The organism is Catenovulum agarivorans YM01 (assembly GCF_000281085.1).
GTDB classification, from domain to species: domain Bacteria; phylum Pseudomonadota; class Gammaproteobacteria; order Enterobacterales; family Alteromonadaceae; genus Catenovulum; species Catenovulum agarivorans.
This window is the reverse complement of record NZ_JH767526.1, coordinates 74,498-95,476: the sequence shown is the minus strand read 5'-3', so window position 1 is coordinate 95,476 and position 20,979 is coordinate 74,498. Positions and strand designations below refer to the sequence as shown.

Below are 20,979 nucleotides of genomic sequence, written 5' to 3'. Positions count from 1 at the left end.
TATCGTCCTAACTAAACAAAGCAGCCCAGTGTGCTGGGATAAAATGCTCTTGACGTAATGACATTAAGTCATTTTCGCTACGCTGTAATAATTCAGCTCCGTAGTTTTTTACAACCTCGGGAGCAAGTTTTTTGACTATAGGCCAGTCCTGTGAGCCAGACCGCTGAGATAACATATAAATTGCAACCGCAGACTCAAGTTTTTCACCAACACATTCCCAAGGTTTTTCTGTAGTTAAACCAACAAGCGACTGGTAATCAGCTAAAAATTCAATATTTTGTAATGGGTTACCAGCAAATATTTGCGACATTCTTTGTTCTGAAACGCCGGCGACAGCAAACATTAAATGAACAAATTGGCATTTAGGGCAAGCCAAACACCAGCGCAGCTGTGATTTTTTCTCACGTAATTTAAAAGCTTTATTGCATGAGGTAAATACAGCGTCATATTTGTCCGTTTGGCAAAATTGTTTAACTATGCGCATTTCAGTTTGCTGACGCAATAAAGAAAAATATCGAAAAGGTACAGTTAACTCATTTGCTAATAGCTGGCTAAAATCTCGTTCAAAAGCCAAAGATTTACTGTATTGGTGATTAACCTCAACCCCATTGTGTACGACAGTTGCTTCACTAGCAGACGCTTCATTACTAGTCACGACATAATCACAACCTAAAGCAATAGCGACAAAACTCGCAATAAAACTGATTATTGCGGTAATTGGCACATGCCCATTCAAGCCACCTTGCGCATTTAACTCAAACAACTGTTCGTCTAATTGGCGTTTTACTTTAACTAGAGGCAAACCAGCTGCCTTTGCACAATCGACAATGGGCTGGGCCGGATTAACCGCAAAAAGTATAACTTCAATATTTTGTTGTTTTAGAGCTTCTATCGAAACTAACGAGTCTTTACCGCCACCAATAAGCACTAAAGCTTTATGGCGCTGCTCAGCCTTTGTTTGGATCTGATTTACCGTGTCATCTTGTCTTTCCACTTCGCTACTGCTGTGGAATTGACATTTATCGGTTAAATCTAATTGATTGCGGTAAGCAAATTCGGCCAAACCTAAGCGGTACAACTGAGTAAAAAATTCACTTGCGTTGGCCGACAGAGCGATTGAATTATGCTGTAACTGAGCATAAGGGCTAAGCTTAAGATAACTAACGCCAGCAGCTATTAATAAATAGTTAAGTAACTTATCTAAATCTGCAGTTATCGCTGGAAATTTATCCTGTGGAAAATCAAAACTTAGCGTTTCTGAAAAATGATAAGCATCAGCGCGATAATTTAAAACAATTTGTTGTTGATGGGATTTGTATTGATAACTATCGAATGAAAACTGCTGAAACAACAAAAGAATTATCCCACTGATTAAAATGAGATTATTTTAACCGAAATTAGATAATTTTAAACAAGCTAACGAGATATTTATGGAATTACAAAAGAAAGGATTTGGAAGGGTCGACACATTTATTGAGCGTGCACTCACGTATTCGACCCCAGCAATTGGACTTAATTAAGCGTTACAAACGTCTTTTAAGTTTTTACCAGCTTTGAAAGAAGGTACGTTAGCCGCTGAAATTTCAATAGGTTGACCTGTTGAAGGGTTACGACCTGTACGAGCTGCACGGTGTTTAACACTAAAAGTACCAAAACCAATTAGCTCAATACGGTTGCCCGCAGCTAATTCTTCAGTAACAGTGTCCATTAATACGTTTAACGCTTTACCTGCTTGAGCTTGAGATAATTCAGCACCATCGGCGATTTTTTTAACGAGTTCCGATTTATTCATTATTATTCCTCAGTTATTAACATCTGATTTATTCGAGAGAGCCCAATCTATAAGACCTCAAAGTAAATTGCAATGGAATTTTTCACTAAAATTAAAATTAACTCATTGCAATTGATGACATTAAGTCAGTTTCTTGGTTACGCCAAGATTATTGCCAACAGGTTTTGTGCCTCTGCTTGCTGCTCAGCATCCCCTTTTTCAATCACTTCTTCTAATGCAGTTTGAGCCGCTTCTATATCGTCAATTTCGATATAAGCTATGGCCAAATCTAACTTAGCTTGCATACCATTGGCATTTTCTGCATCTACATCTACGCTAGCAATATTTTCTTTCGCAATAAAATCATCAAGCCCAACATCATCTAGAGGTTTAGAATAAGGTTCGTCGCCTTGCTCTTCATTATCAAGCTCTTCCAACAAAGCGTCTACATCAACCCATTCATCTGAATTAATGTCAACATCGGCAATATCTTCAACTAGGACATCATCTTCTGCTATTGGCTCCGCAGCTAACAAACTGTCCATATCAAGTTCATTGTCATCTGCTGCAACTTGACTATTCTGCTCTTTGGATAATTCATCTAGCAGTGCGTCAAAATCAGCATTTTCAAGATCCGCTAGCTCCTGCAGTGAGCTGTCGTCGCTAATATCAATTTCAGCATCTTGGTCTAAAACTAAATCATCTTCTGTTGGCTCAGCTTCAGTATCCAACAAAGCTTCGATATCAAAGTCATCTTCTGCAGCTAAATCTATTTCTAAACTATCTTCTTCATCTAACAAGGAATCCCAATCTAATTCTTCGGCGATCTGAGGTTCGCTGTCGTCTGCGGATAGCTCAGTGAAATCTTCCGCTAACAAGTTATCGTCAATTTCCGGTGGTAACTCTTCTTCAACAGATAATGCTGCGTCTTCTTCGGTAAAGTCATCTGCGAGTAAATCATCATCTAATTCTAGTGATAACTCGTCATCAACTTCATCTGGTTGGACTTCTAGTTCAGGCTCGACATCAGTTGCAACTTCTTCATCTAACGCTAGCTCTGCTTCTAAATCTGTGTCTAATTCATCTAAAGATAATTCTGCATCTTCTTCGGTGAAATCTTCGGCAAGCAAATCATCATCTAATTCTAGTGATAACTCGTCATCAACTTCATCTGCTTGGGCTTCTAGTTCAGGCTCTGCATCGCTTGCAACCTCTTCATCTAATGCTAGGTCTGCTTCTAAATCTGTGTCTAATTTATCTAACGATAGCTCAGCATCTTCTTCAGTGAAATCTTCAGCAAGCAAATCATCATCTAATTCAATTGATAACTCGTCATCTACTTCATCTGATTGTACTTCTAGTTCAGGCTCAACATCTGTTGCAACTTCATCATCTAACGCTAGCTCTGCTTCTAAATCTGAGTCTAATTCATCTACAGATAATTCTGCATCTTCTTCGGTGAAATCGTCAGCGAGTAAATCATCGTCTAATTCAACTGATAACTCGTCATCAACTTCATCTGCTTGTGCTGCTAGCTCAGGTTCGACATCAGTTGCAACTTCATCATCTAACGCTAGCTCTGCTTCTAAATCTGAGTCTAATTCATCTAAAGATAATTCTGCATCTTCTTCGGTGAAATCGTCAGCGAGTAAATCATCGTCTAATTCTAGTGATAACTCGTCATCCACTTCATCTGATTGTACTTCTAGTTCAGGCTCAACATCTGTTGCAACTTCATCATCTAACGCTAGCTCTGCTTCTAAACCTGAGTCTAATTCATCTACAGATAATTCTGCATCTTCTTCGGTGAAATCATCTGCGAGTAAATCATCATCTAATTCAACTGATAACTCGTCATCAACTTCATCTGCTTGTGCTTCTAGCTCAGGCTCTATGTCGATTGGAACTTCACCTAGTTGCTGTGTAGCTTCTTCACCAACAAAGTCACTATCCAGAGATAAATCTTCAGCGTGTTTTTCTTCGGCGGAAATTTGTTCTTGTTCAGCAGTTGCTAAATCATTTTCAGCGACGTCATCCAACAAACCATCAATATCTAGATCTTCTGCGCTTATATCATCTTGCTCTGCAACTGTATCATTATCCGCCACTTGGTCGAGCAAAGCGTCAGCATCCAGTTCATCAATCTCTTGCTCTTGTGTTTCGTCAAGCAGCGCATCAATATCAATGTCATCGTCTGCTAAATCAGAGGTTTCATGCTGTAACGCGTCATTAGCTTCATCTACGGCTTGGCTTTGTTGATTATCACTAACAGTTTCGTTTTCACTCAACAATGCATCAATGTCTATATCATCATCGTCAGCTATTTCTTGCTCTGACGTTGAGTCGGCTTCAACATCATCAATCAAGTCTTCATCTTCAGCCAACATAGAATCCAAATCGACATCTTCACTTATTTTCGATTCGTCGACAGGTTTGTTATTTGCCATGTCTTGTTCTAACAAGGCATCAAGATCGTCTAAGTCATCATTGTCGAGTAAATCATCTTCTGCAGCCTGTTCATCAGTCTCAGGAAGATCATCTTGCGCACTCTCTAATAACGCATCTATGTCTTCATCCGCTACATCAACTTGCGCTTCAGCGGTTTGATTTTGACTATCTTCTAATAAAGCATCTATATCTTCAGCGGCTAAGTCATCACCAGCGTCTATATCGTCGGCTTGATTTCCAGCTAATAAAGCATCGATATCGTCTACATCTACTACTGAGTCATCTGAATTATTTTGTTCGAGCAATGAATCTATATCATCAGCATCGACCAAGGAGTCGTCTGTGTCTGAATCAACCGAATCAAATAGTGAATCTAGATCATCTTGTGATAACTCGTCAGACTCTAGTGCTTCACTTTCTGATAAATCATCACCTAAATCTGCACTCGCTTCTTCTAACAAGGCATCAATGTCATCCGCAGCAAGATCGTCATCACCTATAATATCGTCTAAAGATTGATCTAGTAGATCATCAGCCAATTCATCATCCAATGCACTGTCAGGTACATCTAATAAATCGTCGTCATCTTCTTCGAAAATTAAATCGTCACTTTCAGTATCTTCATCAAGCGGTGGCAACAAATCATCGTCATCATCTAAACGAATTTCTTCTGAGGATAAATCAGGTGCTAACGGAGCAACAGGTGCGGCTGGCGTTGGTGCTTGTGGCGCTAGATTAAAATCATCTTCTGGCGCAAATTGTTGGCTAGATTGAGCTTGAGCAGGCGCTTCAGCCGTTTTTTCTTCTGCACGATTTTTCGCTTTAAACCACCAAACTATCCCACCAATAATTAACAATGCAGGTAAACATGCAAGTAGTATCATGTACACAATACTATTCGACACAGCCTCGACAAATTTTGTCCAGCCACTTCTATTCGCTTCTTCTATCTCTTTGCGTTGCTGATCCAATAACTCAGTTTGTTGTGTCAGCATTTGTTCCATTTGCTGTTGTAAAACACTACCTTGTCCAACTTGTTGTTTTAACGACACCACTTCTTCATTAACATTGGTTAAGCGATTTTTTAACCGCTCGTTCTCTTCAAGCAAGGCTTGAATATTTTCTAATGAAGCGGCAAATTGTTCTCTTAATACACCATACGACTCTAACTGCGCTTGTTGCAGCTCGGAAATTTTGTCTTGCAGTTTGTTTGCAGCATTTTCTAAATCTGCTTGTTTGGCGGTTTCTTGCCGTTTTTTCTCTTCAGGATTGGTTTTCGCGGCAAGATAACGCCTTTGTTTTTCTGCCCAAATTTCGTCATCTAGATCTGACTTGTTTTTTGCCGCGGTTTTATTAACTTTGCGAATAGCAGATAAGGTGGGTAAATTAAGCACAGCACCATTGCGCATGCTATTTAAATTGTTATCAACAAATGCGTCTGGATTTGCTTGATAAATAGCAACCATAACTTGATAAGTGGACAAGCTAGGATCTGGTTTGTGTTCAGTGGAAATTTGCCAAAGTGTATCGCTGGAGCGAATCGGCCCATAAGTCAGGCCAGATAATCCATCATCGTTTTCTTTGTCACCTCGAATACGCATTTCAGCATGCGCGTCATTGCTTACACCCACTTGGAGTAAACTGACGGGAGCTGCCGTTGCCAACAAGCATAATGTTGTTAATCCGAGATTTTTTAACCAGCGCATTCTGTTAATGTCCTACCCTTTGGCGTTTTTTTGACGCATTTTTATAATTTTAAGCAATCCTTGTTCCATCAATGGATTTTCGAATCGTTTTTATTCACCTTTTATTAAACTGGTATTAAAACCAAGGTTTGTAAAGGTTGGATACAAGCTGTCATCACAGTATATTTTCAACGATGTTAGTTCGCGTCTAATTGAATAGTTACGACGTAAACTGTCAAAACTATCCGGTGATTTGGCTAACCCTAAGCGGAAATCAACATCATCGTTACGAATATCATAGACCAAATTCATCAAAGCTCTAAATTGGCGCTGACTTAATTGGTATTTTTCGGTTAAAACCATATGGTCTACTGCCATTGCTGGTAATAAATCTTGTAGTTTTATTTCGACCGGTAGTTCCAACCTTTGACATAAAATTTGATACAAAATTTCAGTACCGCGCGCTTTACCTTCTAAACTGTGCCCTGCAATATGTGGCGTGCCAAATTCTAATAAAGGCAACAATGCCATTTCTATTTCAGGTTCGTTTTCAAACACGTCTAACACAACACGCAAGTCATGTCCTGCAGTTAGCACTTCAACTAAATCTGCATTATTAATAACTTCACCACGACATGCATTAATTAAAATGGTTTCTGGTTTTAGTTTTAATAATGTTTGTTTATCAAACATATGGTGTGTCGTATGTTTGCCCGACTTAACATAAGGCACATGGCAAGTGATAAAGTCACAGGCTAACACGTCAGTAAAACTCGCACTGGCAAAAGCGCTCTCAAGCTCAGCTCGTACCGGGTCAAACTGAACAACTTCACAACCTAAAGCAGCAAAACGCTTAGTTAAGCGTTTGCCAATTTGTCCAACACCAACAATAGCAATCTTTTTATCTTTTAATGCAAAACCATACTTATTGGCTAAGTTCAAACCACTACTGATAACATAATCAGCTACCGCATCGGCATTACAGCCAGCGGCTGGCGCCCACTCTATATTACGCTCAGCTAGGTAATCTGCATCTATATGGTTATAACCCGCAGTAGCAGTACCAACAAATTTGAGTTTAGTACATTTGTGTAATAAAGCTTCATTTACTTTAGTGGTTGAACGGGTTAATAAATAATCAGCGTCTTTGATGTCATCTGCAGTAACTGTTCTGCCAGAAAAACGCGTTATTTTGCCAAGACCGGCAAAAAATTCTTCAGCGTATAATAAGGAATCTTCGATAAAAAAATGCGGTTGAGTTGTCATGTTGCACCTGAGGTTTACACCTTAAGCACTATATGTATATAAGCTTAAGGTGTAATTACTGAGTTTGATTTATTGGTCGAAACGCTTGAATACTAAAGTAGCGTTGGTGCCACCAAATCCAAAGCTGTTAGACATAACCGTATTTAATTTTTGCTCACGGGTTGTCATTACTACGTCTAAACCTTCAGCTTTCTCATCTAAAGTTTCAATATTGATCGAAGGTGCAATAAAGTCATTTTCTAACATTAATAACGAATAAATTGCTTCGTGCACACCAGCTGCACCTAAAGAGTGGCCTGACATGGCTTTAGTTGCACTAATTGCTGGTTTGTATTCGCTAAATACAGCTTGTATGGCTTCTAATTCTTTAACATCACCAACAGGCGTAGAAGTACCATGAGTATTAACGTACTCAATTTGTCCGTCTACCGTCGCCATTGCTTGTTGCATACAACGAATCGCACCTTCACCAGATGGAGCCACCATATCGTAGCCATCAGAAGTTGCGCCATAACCAACGATTTCAGCGTAAATTTTTGCACCACGTGCTAATGCGTGTTCAAGTTCTTCAACAACTAAAATACCGCCACCACCAGCGATAACAAAACCATCACGGTCTGCGTCGTATGTGCGAGAGGCTTTGTCTGGTGTATCGTTATACTTAGTTGAAAGTGCACCCATACCGTCAAATAAACACGCAAGGGTCCAGTCTAATTCTTCACTACCACCAGCAAAAACAACATCTTGTTTGCCTAATTGGATTTGTTCCCATGCATGACCAATACAGTGAGCAGAAGTTGCACAGGCTGAACTCATTGAATAGTTAACACCTTTAATTTTAAATGGTGTTGCCAAACACGCTGATGCGGTTGAGCCCATAGTTTTAGTCACCATATATGGACCAACACGACGAACACCTTTTTCACGCATTGTATCGGCAGCAGCAACTTGGTTAGCTGAAGATGCACCACCTGAGCCAACAATTAAACCTGTACGTGGGTTTGAAACTTGCTCTTCTGTTAAACCTGAATCAGCAATCGCTTGTGCCATAGCGATATAAGCATAACCTGCGGCATCACCCATAAATCTTAATTGTTTTCTATCGATATGCTCTGATAAGTCGATATCAACCTTACCCCAGACCTGACTACGCATGTTAACGTCAGCAAATTGTTGAGAGTGTGTAATACCCGAACGGCCAGTTTTAAGTGAATCTGTCACTTCTTGTGCATTATTTCCGATACTTGAAACTATGCCTAGGCCTGTAATCACAGCTCTTTTCATATTAATCCTCTCATTTGTAGTCGCACCTTTGTGCATGCTTACCATGTAATTCTTTTCTCAAAGTTCGTATTATACCCAAGCTACCCTAAGATGCTAGATTTCGACAAGAGATAAAAAGCATTTAGAATAGGCCTATTTATGGGTAAAATGCGATGTTTGACCTTCTTTGAGCGCAGCAACTTGACTAAAATTACCCCCGCCCAGATAGAATTTAGACAAAATGGTACGCCTGTATCACAAAGTTTTGATGACATTTATTTTTCACAAGAAGATGGTTTAACTGAATCAATTGAAGTTTTTCAACAAGGCAACCAGCTATTTGAACGCTGGCAAACATGTGAAAAATCAGTTTTTACCATAGCTGAAACTGGCTTTGGCACGGGTTTAAATTTTTTAGCGCTGTGTCAAACCTTTAGTCAATTTGTTGCACAAAATCCAACACATAAATTAAAACGACTACATTTTATTTCGTTTGAAAAGTTCCCTTTAACCAAAGAGGCACTGCAACAAGCATTAGCGAGCTGGCCAAGTTTGCATACTTGGTCACAAGCGCTAATTGAAAATTATCCTTACTTAATTGCAGGCCCACACAGAATATTGTTGAATGAGAATATTCAACTCGACTTGTGGTTAGGTGATGTGCAAGACAGCTTGCAACAAATGCAAGATCACAAATTATACCAAGTGAAAAAACCGCCGTACTTTGGTGAACAAGCCGAGCGCAAAAAAATTGGCCAAGGTTTTGTTGATGCCTGGTTTTTAGATGGTTTTGCCCCAAGCAAAAATCCAGATATGTGGCAACAAAGTTTATTTGAGCATATGGCACGGTTATCAAGCAACAATGGCTCGTTTTCAACTTTTACCGCCGCAGGTTTTGTCCGTCGAGGCTTAATATCAGCTGGGTTTGAAGTAAAAAAAGTCGCTGGTTTTGGCCGTAAACGTGAACGTATTCAAGGACAACTAACACAAAAAAATCAGCTTAATCCACCCAGCCGACAACCGGTTGCTGTTATTGGTGGTGGTATAGCCGCAATTTGTACAGCACTACAACTCGTCAAACGAGATGTACCTGTCGATTTATATTTTGAAAAAGCGGCCAACGGCGCTTCTGGTAATCAACAAGGTGCCATTTATCCACTATTGCAAAACGAGCATAACAACTTAATTGAAATTTATATCAAGGGTTTTTATTTCGCGAAACAGTTTTATCAAGACTATTTAAATCTATTCGACTTTCCGCTGCAATGGTGCGGTGTTGCTCAACTTAATTTTTCCAAGATTATTGCTGAGCGTCAGCAGGCTATAACGAATAATCCCTATTTTCCAACTGATTTAGTCAGAGCTGTCAGTGCTGAAGAATTATCCAAACTTGCTGGCATTAAACTTGACGTTGATGGTATGTATTATCCGAGCGGTGGTTGGATGAGTCCAAAATTATTTGTCCAAGCAGCCATTGAATATTTAACTGAGCATAAGCAATGCCGCGTCTACCCACAGCATAAATTGCTCAATTTAAACTACAGTGGTGAGCATCCAAGTTGGCAACTTAATTTTTTATGCGCTGATAAGTCAGCAACAACTAATAATTATACTAAGGTGGTTTTAGCGACCGGCCATCAGCTTGAGCAATTTGCGGTAACCGAACATGTTGTTATTGAAGCGCTGCGAGGACAAGTAAGTCATTTAACCGCAACCGCTGAAATGGCAAAACTTAAAACGGTTTTGTGCCATAAAGGTTACTTAACGCCGAATTGGCAAGGCGAATATTGTATTGGTGCAACTTTTAGTCGAGATTTGAATCTAACATCAAATATCTCGAGTGACAATCTAACGAATGTACAGCAACAACAACATTTTTTACCAAACCAAGCAGATAGTTTTGCCGTACAACATATTGTCAGTGAAAGAGCAGCTATTCGAGCAGCCAGCTTAGACCATATACCTTTAATGGGTGAAGTGCTTTCAACCACAGAGCTTAAATATTGTCATGCGAAAAAACATAGACAAAGACCGAAAGAGTTGACCGCTGAACAGCAATATAAAGGATTGTATTTGTTATCTGGTTTAGGCTCTAGGGGACTAACAACAGCGCCTTTGTTGGCAGAAACACTTGCAGCGACAATAAACAATGAGGGGTTGCCATTGTCGCACAAGATGTTCGAAGCGCTTAATCCAAACCGTTTTTTTTATAGAGGGATAAACCGCGGTTTGGTATAACTAGTTCTATGGGTATGTGAACTTAAACCTTGTATCGGTAGACGATCAGCAAACTTGAGTGGAATTTTTAAAATTATGCAACAAGATGACGATTGGGATTTGTTTAACCAAGAAATGGGTGACATAAAACCGCTTAAACAAGATAAAGTGTTAGTGAATACAAGCAATAAAAAAGCGCTTGATCCACAAGCAATGGCTGAGCATTTATACAAATTAAAACAACAGCAAAAAATTGAGCAGTTAGGTTTAACCACTGGCTATGTTGAACCCATAGACCCGTATGACCCTCTCGATTATAAAAAAGATGGTGTGCAAGATGGCGTGTATAAAAATTTACGCCAAGCAAAATATTCAGTAACCAACAGGCTAGATTTACGCCAACTATCGGTAGAACAAGCGCGTGTAGTTTTGTTTGAATTTATCCAGCAAAGCCAGAATGACAATCATAGATGTTTATTGATACAACACGGTTTAGGTTTAAATAATCAACCTCATCCAGCTGTGATAAAAAGCTATTTGAACAATTGGTTAGAGTGTTTTGAACAGGTACTTGCTTATCATAGTGCACCAAAAAATTTAGGTGGTTTGTCTGCAACCCTTGTATTGTTGAAAAAATCTGACGAGAAAAAACGCGAAACCAAAGAACATATTCAGAAACGATTAGGCTAATTGATTTTTTCGATTAGCTTTTAGATTAACTGACGCTAGACTTGATATAATTTTATCTAACCCCATTTTGTAAAAAATCATCACTGATTGAGCTACCCTGCTCGTCAGCTTATATAAGAATTTGGAGAATAATCATGAGTGACGCAAGACATTGCCGACTACTAATTTTAGGATCTGGCCCTGCAGGTTATACATCCGCGGTTTATGCAGCACGTGCTAACTTAAACCCAGTATTAATTACCGGCATGCAACAAGGTGGTCAGTTAACCACAACAACTGAAGTTGAAAACTGGCCTGGTGATGCACATGACTTAACAGGTCCTGCGTTAATGGAGCGTATGCAAGCGCACGCTGAACGTTTTGAAACCGAAATTTTATTCGACCACATTCACACAGTCGATTTTTCAAAAAAACCTTATACCTTAGAAGGTGATTCAGGTCAGTACACTTGTGATGCATTAATTATCTGTACTGGTGCTTCTGCTAAATATTTAGGTTTACCATCTGAAGAAGCGTTCCAAGGTCGTGGTGTATCTGCTTGTGCAACTTGTGATGGTTTCTTCTACAGAAACCAAAAAGTCGTGGTTGTTGGTGGTGGTAACACTGCTGTAGAAGAAGCCTTGTACCTTTCTAACATAGCGTCTGAAGTACATTTGATTCACCGTCGTGATACCTTCAAATCAGAGAAAATTTTGATTGACCGCTTAATGGATAAAGCACAAAACGGTAACATCACTTTACACCTAGACAGAACTTTAGACGAAGTATTAGGTGATGACATGGGTGTAACTGGTGTACGTATTAAAGACACCAAATCAGACTCGACTGAAGAATTAGAAGTTGCAGGTGTATTTATCGCAATTGGTCACAAGCCAAATACCGACATTTTTGCTGGTCAGTTAGAAATGAAAGATGGCTACATAGTGATTAATTCTGGCTTAAACGGTAATGCGACTTCGACTAGCGTTGAAGGTGTTTTTGCTGCTGGTGATGTATGCGACCACATTTATCGTCAAGCAATTACCAGTGCCGGTACTGGCTGTATGGCAGCATTAGATGCTGAGCGTTATTTAGACGCACAAAAATAGTTGTGTAGTTATATTATACTAACCAACTCAAAATAGAATTGCAGAGCGCTGCAATTCTATTATCTTCTGAGTTTACTCAAGCCTGGAGGTGCCAAATAGCCCTATATCAACTCGACCCCCAGCATATCTATTTTCCACCCGCTCAATTAGCACTCGAATCACCCAATGGTTTATTAGCTATAGGTGGTGAGCTCAAGCCGGCTTGGTTATTAAAAGCCTACAAAAACGGTATATTTCCTTGGTTTAATCCGGGTGAGCCAATATTGTGGTGGAGTCCAGATCCGCGTGGTGTTATCCGGCCTAATCAAATTCATGCAAACAAAAGCCTACGTAAATATTTAAAAAAATCTGGCTTTAGCTACAGCGTCAATCGTGCTTTTTCTCAAGTTATTCAAAACTGCGCTACACTTAGACAAAAGACCGATGGTACTTGGATCACCAATGAAATGATCCAAGCTTATATCGAGCTACATCAACAAGGTCACGCCCACTCAATTGAAGTTTGGCAAAACCAGCAGCTTGTCGGTGGCCTGTATGGTATCAATATTGGTGGATTGTTTTGTGGAGAATCTATGTTTCATTTAGTTTCTAACGCATCAAAAGCAGCTTTTAATTGTTTGGGACAAGTTTGTCAACAATTGAATATTCAATTAATTGACTGTCAAATGGTCAACCCCCACCTCGAAACTTTAGGGGTTTATGAAATGTCTAGAGACGAGTTTTTGACTGAGTTAAGCAATTTAGCACAACGAACCATTTCAGCAGATGCTTGGATAGCTAGAGAGCTGATTTATGAGCCATAATATTCCAATTCAATTTGGTATTTCACAAGAATTTGCTTGTGACTATCTCCCGAATGAAACTGAACGTTTATTGGTTGCGCTCGACAATATAGTTTATACCCCTGAAAATTACGAAAAGCTTATGGCACTTGGTTTTCGCCGCAGTGGTTATCAAGTGTACCGCCCACATTGTCAGAACTGCCAAGCCTGCCAATCAATCCGTATAGACAGCCAAGAATTTAAACCGAGCAAAAGCCAAAAACGTCTGCTGAATAAAAACCAAGATATCCAAGCGCGTATCGTTTATAAAGTAACAGACACAGATTTTTATTATCCGCTTTACCAAAAATATATCGAACATAAACACGCCGACGGTAGCATGTATCCACCTTCCATCGAACAGTTTAATAGTTTTGTAAAAGCAGCTTGGCTCAACATAGGTTTTTTAGAATTGTCAGTAAATGACAGTTTAATTGCTGTATCAGTTATTGATGCGCTACCGAACAGTTTTTCTGCTGTTTATACATTTTATGATCCACTTTTGGCAAACCGCTCGTTAGGCACGTATGCCATATTACAATTGCTTGAGTTAGCGCGAATGTCGCAGCGCCAATATGTTTATTTAGGTTATCAAGTGGATGGCTGCAATAAAATGAACTACAAATCGCGTTTTTATCCGCACCAAAGATTACAAGCAGGACATTGGCTAACGCTAGATAAAGAAAAAGCTAGCTCAACAACGAGCTAGCTTAAATCTACACACCAATTAGTTGTTAGCCGCAGCTTCTGACTCTGTTGGCGACAATGGGTGAGAAACTAAACGAATATTATCAAAATACGCTTCGGTTCCTTCCGCTGGTGCACCTTGATAACTTAATTCAAATTGATCAACTCTAATTTCCGTACCTGTGCTTGATTTAAACTGTGCAAATACAGTTATTGATGTATTTGCTCCAGAATTAAAACTAATTTGATCTTTATAGAAACTATCATCACCTTTTGTAGTGCCCGCAGATTTAAGTGCAGAATAAATTGACTCTTTACTTGCAAGCCAATCAGTTGTTACTGTGATATCCGCATTAGTAGAGGCACCAAAGACAATTGACGAATCATCATTTGATTGTTTGTATAAATTATAAATCGACATTGTATAGTCTGTGTTTGCTAACACAGTAATGGTTTGTGCAATATACGGATTATGCGGCGTGCCTGTATCCGCACCTGAGTTCCAGACAAACTTGATTGACCCATCCGCGCCGCCAGCTGAATTGCTCGAATCTTGCACTTGACCAATACCAGTGCCCTCAACCACAGTCCAGCCTGTTTGTTTATCATCAAAGTTTGCATTTACAATAGGCGCTTTACTGGTAACAAAATCGTCAACGGCAGCAGTGATCACAGCGGTAGTTGCATTGGCAGAGTTAAAACTAACAGATTGAAAGCCATATGAGCTTGAGTTGGTTTCAGCTGCATAAGTTTGTCCGTCAACCGTTACAGCAAGCTTAGCAGCGCCTTTCATAAAAGCTGATAGTGTATAGTTAGTATTTGCTGCTACTGTGACAGTTTGACTAACATTCGCTGAATTGCTCGTTACCTTCAAGCTATTGCCACGAGAAAATACTTCATCATCCGCAGTCGTAATAACCGCACCGTTATTAGTCCAACCAGTGAAATCACCGCTATCAAAGTCATGATTCGCAATAGCGACTTTCTCAACATATACTTTACCAGGTGTCGGACGATAATTTTTTGGGCCAACGTCTGCCGGGGTCAGCGGCGCTAATAAGATGGTTTGATCTAATGCTTCATCAGCACCAGAGGTGGTAACACTAGAACGGGTTTGCCCGTCCATATCAATAGCAGGCGAGGTAAAACTACCAAGATTAACCACAGCGGCAGTTAAACTTGGGCTGTTGACTGTCGGGCGATATAAACCATCATTTCCTTTAGCCAATTCAGCATTCACCATAGCAAAACCTGTTACCGAAGTTAAACTATCCTGATCTGAAAACTTTTGCCCATGAATATAGTTGCCATCAAAAGTAGAGCCTGCAGGCATACTTTCACCATTAGTGCGAATAACAGGCCCAATTGCATCCGCAATTACATTATTTACAAAATAAATATCTTTAGGCGCTTGGTTATTATTGCCACCTGCTACGTTCAAACTATTCACACTATCAACAATAGTATTGTATGCAACTAATACGTTTTCGACATTTTGATAACCATTTTCAGTGTCACCCGAACCATCACCTGTTGTTAACACTATGCCGCCGTTCCAGTTAGAACTTTGAAAACGAGCACCTTCGATATAATTATTGGTTACTACATGGCCATCATCGACCAAACGTATACCGCCGGAAAACGGATTGTCATCACCAAAAATAAAATTATTGCTGATTGTCGCTTCAGCACCATGGCGGGTCACAATAGAGCCATTACTGTCACGCACTGTGTTGTTGCGAATAATATTATTGGCCGACTTGTTCGAAATAATTTCAGCTTCACCTTGAATACGTTCAAAATAATTGTATTCGACTATAGTATGAGAAGGTGCTGAATGTGTGGTACTTAAACCTAAACGAATGCCTTCGTATTCATTGTCACTGCTACCTGCGTATGCTTGTCCAAATGCAGGTGGTCTATCGGCAAAATAGTTGTGATCGATTTGTCCATAGTCAGCAGGAAAGCCGTTAGTTGCAAAGTCGTCTTCGGATGTCCAACGAGGGAATACCATTAGAGCGCCGCGAGATTCTTTACCAGAAAACCAACTGTGATCAACTCGATTATGGTGACCGTAAAACTCGACCCATTTTGAGCTACTGTAGTCTCCTCCGTCCATATCAATAATAGAGACTTCAGTCACTCGGCAATAACTGCACTCTGTTTCTTTCTCAAATTTAATAATTGAACTGCCTGATTCACCATCTCTAAAAACCAACCCTTGTAATACTATGTATTCACCACCTAAACGAGCTGAAATTTCTCCACCGGTAATGATGGCTTTTCCAGGATTTTCAGCTGCAACTGTGATAGGTTGTTCTTTAGTACCAACACCTTCGACACGTAATTCAAAATCTCCTATATAAGTCCCATCAGCTAAACATAATGTATCACCAGCAACTAAATCTTCAGCAGCATCTTCCAGCGCAGAAATTGAATTAACCACTTGGGTACAATTGACCGTAGGCACAGTATCGTCAGCTGATACTGGCGTTGTGTCTACAACGACCGGATCTACGCCCGTAATTGTGATGACTAAATCAGCAGTGGTGCCGTCAATCGAACTAACAGTTATAGTGTCTGTCAACATATCACTGGCTGACGCTAACGCAGCAACCGCACTATCCGTTGTATTCAACTCGTAAGTCCACTCACCTTCTGAGTTGATAGAAAAAGTACCGTATGTAGTTACCACATCATTTTGCGGGATAGCCGCTTCCTCAGAATCATCGTCTGAATCATGAATATATATTTCACCTTCCACTGCAGTTGCAGCATTATTAGCAATGGTTTTTGCCAAACCTGAAATTGATGCTGGCGTGTTGGTTATGACTTGATCCACACCTACTATAGTGATGACGATAGTGTGCTTGCTACCATCTGCCGAACTTATTTCTATCGAATCGGTTAATGTTTGATTGGCTGAGATAAGACCATTAACTGAGCTATTGCTGCTATCTAGTTGGTAAGTCCATGCGCCTTCTTTTGACAATGAAAAATTGCCATAAGTTGTAGGTATATCCTTCAATTCATTAAAATAGGCCTCACCATCATCTTGGTCGGTCACTGCGACTAAACCGTTTAAATCTGAATTCGCATCAACTTTTATTTCTTTTGTACTATCACCAGAAAAACTTGCAGGGCTGTTTGTAGTATCGTCGTCATCGTTATTGTCTGACACATCAAAGTCAATACAGGCAGTCAATGACATAAGCAACGCCACAGTTATTAAATTTTTTTTCATTAGAATGTCCTTTGTTAGTTTTTGTATGCATGATTTATCTAGATCAAATTATCAACATCTCAAGTTTGATCAAAACAAAAATACAACAAAGGTAAAACAAAATAAACAATTAATGACTTACATAAAAACAAATTTTAATCAATTTAATTGTAAGACAATTTTAGGATTGATGATTTAATACAATGGGAAGTCAAAAGTAATTGCGCTAAGAAATATAAAACAGCCAATATTAATGGAGAAAAAATCAGCTAAAACTTTACATACGGGGCGGCTTAGGGCATGATCTGCGCGATTTTTTTGAACGAGCTAAATTTCCGAGGTTTTTAACTGAATGGCTAAAGAAGATTGCATTGAAATGCAAGGTACGGTTTTAGATACCTTACCTAACACTATGTTTCGAGTAGAACTAGAAAACGGACATGTGGTCACTGCCCACATCTCTGGCAAAATGCGTAAAAACTATATTCGTATTTTAACTGGCGACAAAGTAACTGTTGAAATGACTCCATACGATCTTTCAAAAGGCCGCATCGTTTTCCGTCAACGTTAATTCTACTTCTGTAGCTCAGTTCGGTGCCTCACTGACTTTCATCTAGTGAGGCACATGAATGCTTCTACTCACTGTTTAATGAGTTTCAGCTAAGTCTTTTTCACTTTCAAATTGAAATGCTAACTCATCACCATTAACAGTAATAGTCACAGCACCACCTTTGCTTAAGGCACCAAACAAGAGTTCGTTTGCCAAAGGCTTTTTCAAATGCTCCTGAATAACACGCGCCATTGGTCGTGCCCCCATAGCTTTATCATAACCTTTAGTTGCTAACCATTCTCTAGCGTCACTTTGTAAATTAAGTGCCACACCTTTTTTATCCAACAAGCTTTCAAGCTCTGCGATAAATTTATCTACCACTTGCACAATAATTTCTGGCGATAAGTGATCAAACCAGATAGTGCTATCTAAACGGTTTCTGAACTCGGGTGTAAAGGTACGATTGATTTCATTCATAGCATCTGTGCTGTAATCCTGTTGGTTAAAGCCAATAGACTTACGAGTTGTTTCTTGCACACCTGCATTTGTGGTCATAACAAAAACCACGTTTCTGAAATCTGCTTTGCGGCCATTGTTATCGGTTAAAGTACCGTGATCCATAACCTGCAACAGAATATTAAACACATCCGGATGCGCTTTTTCTATTTCATCCAACAACACAACTGAATGCGGGTGTTTGATTACTTGATCAGTTAACAAACCACCTTGCTCATAACCTACATACCCAGGAGGCGCACCAATTAATCGCGATACCGCATGTCTTTCCATATATTCTGACATATCAATACGGATTAATTCGATACCCATAGCTTTTGCTAATTGCTGAGTCACTTCAGTTTTACCAACACCTGTTGGACCAGCAAATAAAAAGCTACCTATTGGTTTAGTTTCGTCACGTAAACCACTACGTGACAAGCGTATGGCTGCGGTTAAAGTTTCTATCGCTTGGTTTTGACCAAACACCACCATTTTCAAATTGCGCTCTAGATTCTGTAACACAGCTTTGTCTGAAGACGACACAGATTTTTCTGGAATACGAGCTATTTTCGAAATGATATGTTCAATGTCAGCTACATTAATGGTTTTTTTGCGTTTGCTAACAGGCAACAATCTTTGGTTTGCGCCGGCTTCATCAATAATATCTATCGCTTTATCAGGTAAACGACGCTCATTGATGTACTTAGCAGATAACTCAACAGCGGCCCTTACCGCTTTGTTGGTATAACGCACACCATGATGCTCTTCATAACGCGATTTTAATCCCAACAAAATTTTGGTTGTGTCATCAATTGATGGTTCAACCACATCGATTTTTTGGAAACGGCGCACTAAAGCTCGGTCTTTTTCAAAAATACCTTGGAATTCTTGATAGGTTGTTGAGCCAATGCATTTAATTTTACCACCTGACAATAGTGGTTTGAGCAAGTTCGACGCATCTAACACCCCACCAGACGCCGCCCCCGCGCCTATAATGGTATGTATTTCATCAATGAATAGGATGGCCTGCTCATCTTTTTCTAGCTCTTTTAACAGTGATTTAAAGCGCTTTTCAAAATCACCTCTGTATTTAGTACCTGCCAACAAGCCGCCCATGTCCAATGAGTAAATAGTTGCTTGTTCGATAACTTCTGGTACTTCACCATTAACAATTCGATAAGCTAAACCTTCAGCTATTGCAGTTTTACCAACACCAGCTTCACCAACCAATAATGGGTTGTTTTTACGGCGACGACACAATACTTGAATTGTTCGTTCAAGCTCTTGATCACGACCGATAAGCGGGTCGATTTTGCCAGCTTCAGCTTCTTTGTTCAGATTGGTCGAAAATGAGCGTAAAACACTACCAGTTTCAACTGAATCATTGCTTTCTTCTGCTTCAATAGAGGGTGGTTCGGCAGAGTCTTCCCCTTCGGTTTTTTTAATACCATGAGAAATATAATTCACCACGTCTAAACGAGATACATCGGCTTTTTTCAGCAAGTAGACGGCTTGAGATTCTTGTTCGCTAAAAATAGCAACTAAAACATTCGCGCCTGTAACTTCAGATTTACCAGAAGATTGCACATGAAAAACGGCACGTTGCAATACTCGCTGAAAGCCCAAAGTTGGTTGGGTTTCACGCTCTGCATCGTCTTCAGGGATAACAGGAGTGGTTTCTTGAATAAAGTTATTAAGATCTTGCTCTATTTGCTCAATCTGCGCACCACAAGCGACCAAAGCGTCGCGTGCAGCCGGATTGTTTAACAGCGCCAGTAATAAATGCTCGACCGTCATAAACTCATGGCGGTGTTCTCTGGCATCACGAAAGGCTTCATTCAAGGTTGTTTCTAAATCTTTATTTAGCATAAGGTACTCCACAGGCTAACAGTATTTGCTTTTGCGTCCTTACCATTACGCTTGTTCCATAGTGCACATTAGTGGGTGCTGATGTTCACGAGCATATTGATTGACTTGCGCGACTTTAGTTTCTGCAATTTCAAAGGTGAATGTACCGCATACACCTTTGCCCTCGTAATGAATCGTCAACATTATTTGATTGGCTTTTTCTAAGTCCATTCGAAAAAACTTAGTTAATACTTCGACCACAAAATCCATAGGTGTATAGTCATCATTATTGAGTATCACTTTGTACATTGGCGGTGGCTTTACCGCTTTCCGCACTGCTTCTTGTAATTCTCCTTGGTTTGGATCTGTTGTATTAGTAAATTTACTCATAACTCAAATATAGCTCGCGTTTTACCGAATGCATAACGATTTTCTCTTAAAGTTGAAATATACACTTTTTTTCAAATTTTGTTCTAATTTAACTTGACTGATTGCATAATTTATCTACAGTTTGATATGTAGTCGTTAAACTGAATTTCAAGTGGTATCAGAAAACGGCTGTTTAAGACGATTTTTAATTATCGACCCTGTTCAAGATTCAGAAGGAATTAGTAGTATGGCTACAGGTAAAGTGAAATGGTTCAACAACGCTAAAGGTTTTGGGTTCATCGTACCAGAAGGTAAAGATGATGACGTTTTTGCTCATTATTCAACAATCAGCATGGACGGTTACCGCACGCTTAAAGCAGGCCAAGAAGTTGAGTTTGAACTTGAAGAAGGTCCTAAAGGTCTTCACGCTACCAATATCAAAATCTCTGATATGGTTAAGTAACCCTTAGGTTAATCAGCTTTCTGATTTACTTGAAAAAGCAGCTTAAGCTGCTTTTTTTATATCTAATTTTCAAGTAAAGAAAGAATGGCATC

The 20,979-nt window shown here is 39.6% G+C and carries 15 protein-coding genes; 7 read left to right on the top strand and 8 right to left on the bottom strand.

What is annotated here, in order from left to right; genetic code table 11:
* Window positions 1-7 precede the first annotated feature (7 nt).
* The 5 genes from WSC_RS22340 to fabB all read right to left on the bottom strand — a co-directional run bounded on the left by WSC_RS22340 (window position 8) and on the right by fabB (window position 8,454).
* Complete coding sequence (locus tag WSC_RS22340; protein ID WP_016955636.1) at window positions 8-1,354, bottom strand: MurL-like N-terminal domain-containing; 1,347 nt, start codon at window positions 1,352-1,354, stop codon at window positions 8-10.
* 162 nt (window positions 1,355-1,516) lie between these two features.
* Entirely contained in the window at window positions 1,517-1,792 is a 276-nt protein-coding gene (locus WSC_RS0109205; protein WP_016955635.1) for an HU family DNA-binding protein, read from the bottom strand.
* A 137-nt stretch (window positions 1,793-1,929) separates the two neighbouring features.
* The gene (locus tag WSC_RS0109200; protein ID WP_016955634.1) at window positions 1,930-5,925 is read right to left on the bottom strand and encodes a FimV/HubP family polar landmark protein; all 3,996 of its coding nucleotides are present in this window, start codon (window positions 5,923-5,925) and stop codon (window positions 1,930-1,932) included.
* A 90-nt stretch (window positions 5,926-6,015) separates the two neighbouring features.
* Complete coding sequence (locus WSC_RS0109195) at window positions 6,016-7,170, bottom strand: 4-phosphoerythronate dehydrogenase (RefSeq protein ID WP_016955633.1); 1,155 nt, start codon at window positions 7,168-7,170, stop codon at window positions 6,016-6,018.
* A 69-nt stretch (window positions 7,171-7,239) separates the two neighbouring features.
* A complete protein-coding gene (gene fabB / locus WSC_RS0109190; protein ID WP_016955632.1) occupies window positions 7,240-8,454 on the bottom strand; it encodes a beta-ketoacyl-ACP synthase I in 1,215 nt (404 codons plus the stop codon).
* 138 nt (window positions 8,455-8,592) lie between these two features.
* On the opposite strand from fabB, the gene mnmC reads away from it, so the two are divergent.
* The 5 genes from mnmC to WSC_RS0109165 all read left to right on the top strand — a co-directional run bounded on the left by mnmC (window position 8,593) and on the right by WSC_RS0109165 (window position 13,958).
* Window positions 8,593-10,671, top strand: a complete 2,079-nt coding sequence (gene mnmC, locus WSC_RS0109185; protein WP_016955631.1) for a bifunctional tRNA (5-methylaminomethyl-2-thiouridine)(34)-methyltransferase MnmC2/FAD-dependent 5-carboxymethylaminomethyl-2-thiouridine(34) oxidoreductase MnmC1 — start codon at window positions 8,593-8,595, stop codon at window positions 10,669-10,671.
* Window positions 10,672-10,746: 75 nt separating this feature from the next.
* Window positions 10,747-11,340, top strand: coding sequence for a DNA endonuclease SmrA (smrA, locus tag WSC_RS0109180; RefSeq protein WP_016955630.1), 594 nt, complete (start codon window positions 10,747-10,749; stop codon window positions 11,338-11,340).
* Window positions 11,341-11,474: 134 nt separating this feature from the next.
* Complete coding sequence (gene trxB, locus WSC_RS0109175; RefSeq protein WP_016955629.1) at window positions 11,475-12,428, top strand: thioredoxin-disulfide reductase; 954 nt, start codon at window positions 11,475-11,477, stop codon at window positions 12,426-12,428.
* A gap of 95 nt (window positions 12,429-12,523) precedes the next feature.
* Entirely contained in the window at window positions 12,524-13,231 is a 708-nt protein-coding gene (aat, locus tag WSC_RS0109170; protein ID WP_040394187.1) for a leucyl/phenylalanyl-tRNA--protein transferase, read from the top strand.
* A complete protein-coding gene (locus tag WSC_RS0109165) occupies window positions 13,221-13,958 on the top strand; it encodes an arginyltransferase (protein WP_016955627.1) in 738 nt (245 codons plus the stop codon). Before aat ends, WSC_RS0109165 begins: the two co-directional genes overlap by 11 nt.
* An 18-nt stretch (window positions 13,959-13,976) precedes the next feature.
* On the opposite strand, the gene WSC_RS22335 is transcribed toward WSC_RS0109165, so the two are convergent.
* Window positions 13,977-17,180 carry a chondroitinase-B domain-containing protein gene (locus WSC_RS22335; protein WP_016955626.1) on the bottom strand — a complete coding sequence of 1,068 codons (3,204 nt, stop codon included), beginning with the start codon at window positions 17,178-17,180 and terminating at the stop codon, window positions 13,977-13,979.
* A gap of 331 nt (window positions 17,181-17,511) precedes the next feature.
* Between WSC_RS22335 and infA the strand changes: the two genes are divergently transcribed.
* Window positions 17,512-17,730 (top strand): translation initiation factor IF-1, encoded by a 219-nt coding sequence (gene infA, locus WSC_RS0109155; protein ID WP_016955625.1) that lies wholly within the window; start codon window positions 17,512-17,514, stop codon window positions 17,728-17,730.
* A gap of 75 nt (window positions 17,731-17,805) precedes the next feature.
* Here infA and clpA read toward each other — a convergent pair whose 3' ends face one another.
* Both clpA and clpS read right to left on the bottom strand, forming a co-directional pair.
* Window positions 17,806-20,076 carry an ATP-dependent Clp protease ATP-binding subunit ClpA gene (clpA, locus tag WSC_RS0109150; protein WP_016955624.1) on the bottom strand — a complete coding sequence of 757 codons (2,271 nt, stop codon included), beginning with the start codon at window positions 20,074-20,076 and terminating at the stop codon, window positions 17,806-17,808.
* A gap of 45 nt (window positions 20,077-20,121) precedes the next feature.
* Entirely contained in the window at window positions 20,122-20,445 is a 324-nt protein-coding gene (gene clpS, locus WSC_RS0109145) for an ATP-dependent Clp protease adapter ClpS (RefSeq protein WP_016955623.1), read from the bottom strand.
* A gap of 226 nt (window positions 20,446-20,671) precedes the next feature.
* On the opposite strand from clpS, the gene cspD reads away from it, so the two are divergent.
* Entirely contained in the window at window positions 20,672-20,887 is a 216-nt protein-coding gene (gene cspD, locus WSC_RS0109140; RefSeq protein ID WP_016955622.1) for a cold shock domain-containing protein CspD, read from the top strand.
* Window positions 20,888-20,979 lie beyond the last annotated feature (92 nt).

What these genes read in the sequence shown, in the direction of transcription:
- WSC_RS0109205 (WP_016955635.1), bottom strand. Translation starts at nt 1,792, where the DNA reads ATGAATAAATCGGAACTCGTTAAAAAAATCGCCGATGGTGCTGAATTA.
- WSC_RS0109200 (WP_016955634.1), bottom strand. Translation starts at nt 5,925, where the DNA reads ATGCGCTGGTTAAAAAATCTCGGATTAACAACATTATGCTTGTTGGCA.
- WSC_RS0109195 (WP_016955633.1), bottom strand. Translation starts at nt 7,170, where the DNA reads ATGACAACTCAACCGCATTTTTTTATCGAAGATTCCTTATTATACGCT.
- fabB (WP_016955632.1), bottom strand. Translation starts at nt 8,454, where the DNA reads ATGAAAAGAGCTGTGATTACAGGCCTAGGCATAGTTTCAAGTATCGGA.
- mnmC (WP_016955631.1), top strand. Translation starts at nt 8,593, where the DNA reads ATGGGTAAAATGCGATGTTTGACCTTCTTTGAGCGCAGCAACTTGACT.
- smrA (WP_016955630.1), top strand. Translation starts at nt 10,747, where the DNA reads ATGCAACAAGATGACGATTGGGATTTGTTTAACCAAGAAATGGGTGAC.
- trxB (WP_016955629.1), top strand. Translation starts at nt 11,475, where the DNA reads ATGAGTGACGCAAGACATTGCCGACTACTAATTTTAGGATCTGGCCCT.
- WSC_RS0109165 (WP_016955627.1), top strand. Translation starts at nt 13,221, where the DNA reads ATGAGCCATAATATTCCAATTCAATTTGGTATTTCACAAGAATTTGCT.
- WSC_RS22335 (WP_016955626.1), bottom strand. Translation starts at nt 17,180, where the DNA reads ATGAAAAAAAATTTAATAACTGTGGCGTTGCTTATGTCATTGACTGCC.
- infA (WP_016955625.1), top strand. Translation starts at nt 17,512, where the DNA reads ATGGCTAAAGAAGATTGCATTGAAATGCAAGGTACGGTTTTAGATACC.
- clpA (WP_016955624.1), bottom strand. Translation starts at nt 20,076, where the DNA reads ATGCTAAATAAAGATTTAGAAACAACCTTGAATGAAGCCTTTCGTGAT.
- clpS (WP_016955623.1), bottom strand. Translation starts at nt 20,445, where the DNA reads ATGAGTAAATTTACTAATACAACAGATCCAAACCAAGGAGAATTACAA.
- cspD (WP_016955622.1), top strand. Translation starts at nt 20,672, where the DNA reads ATGGCTACAGGTAAAGTGAAATGGTTCAACAACGCTAAAGGTTTTGGG.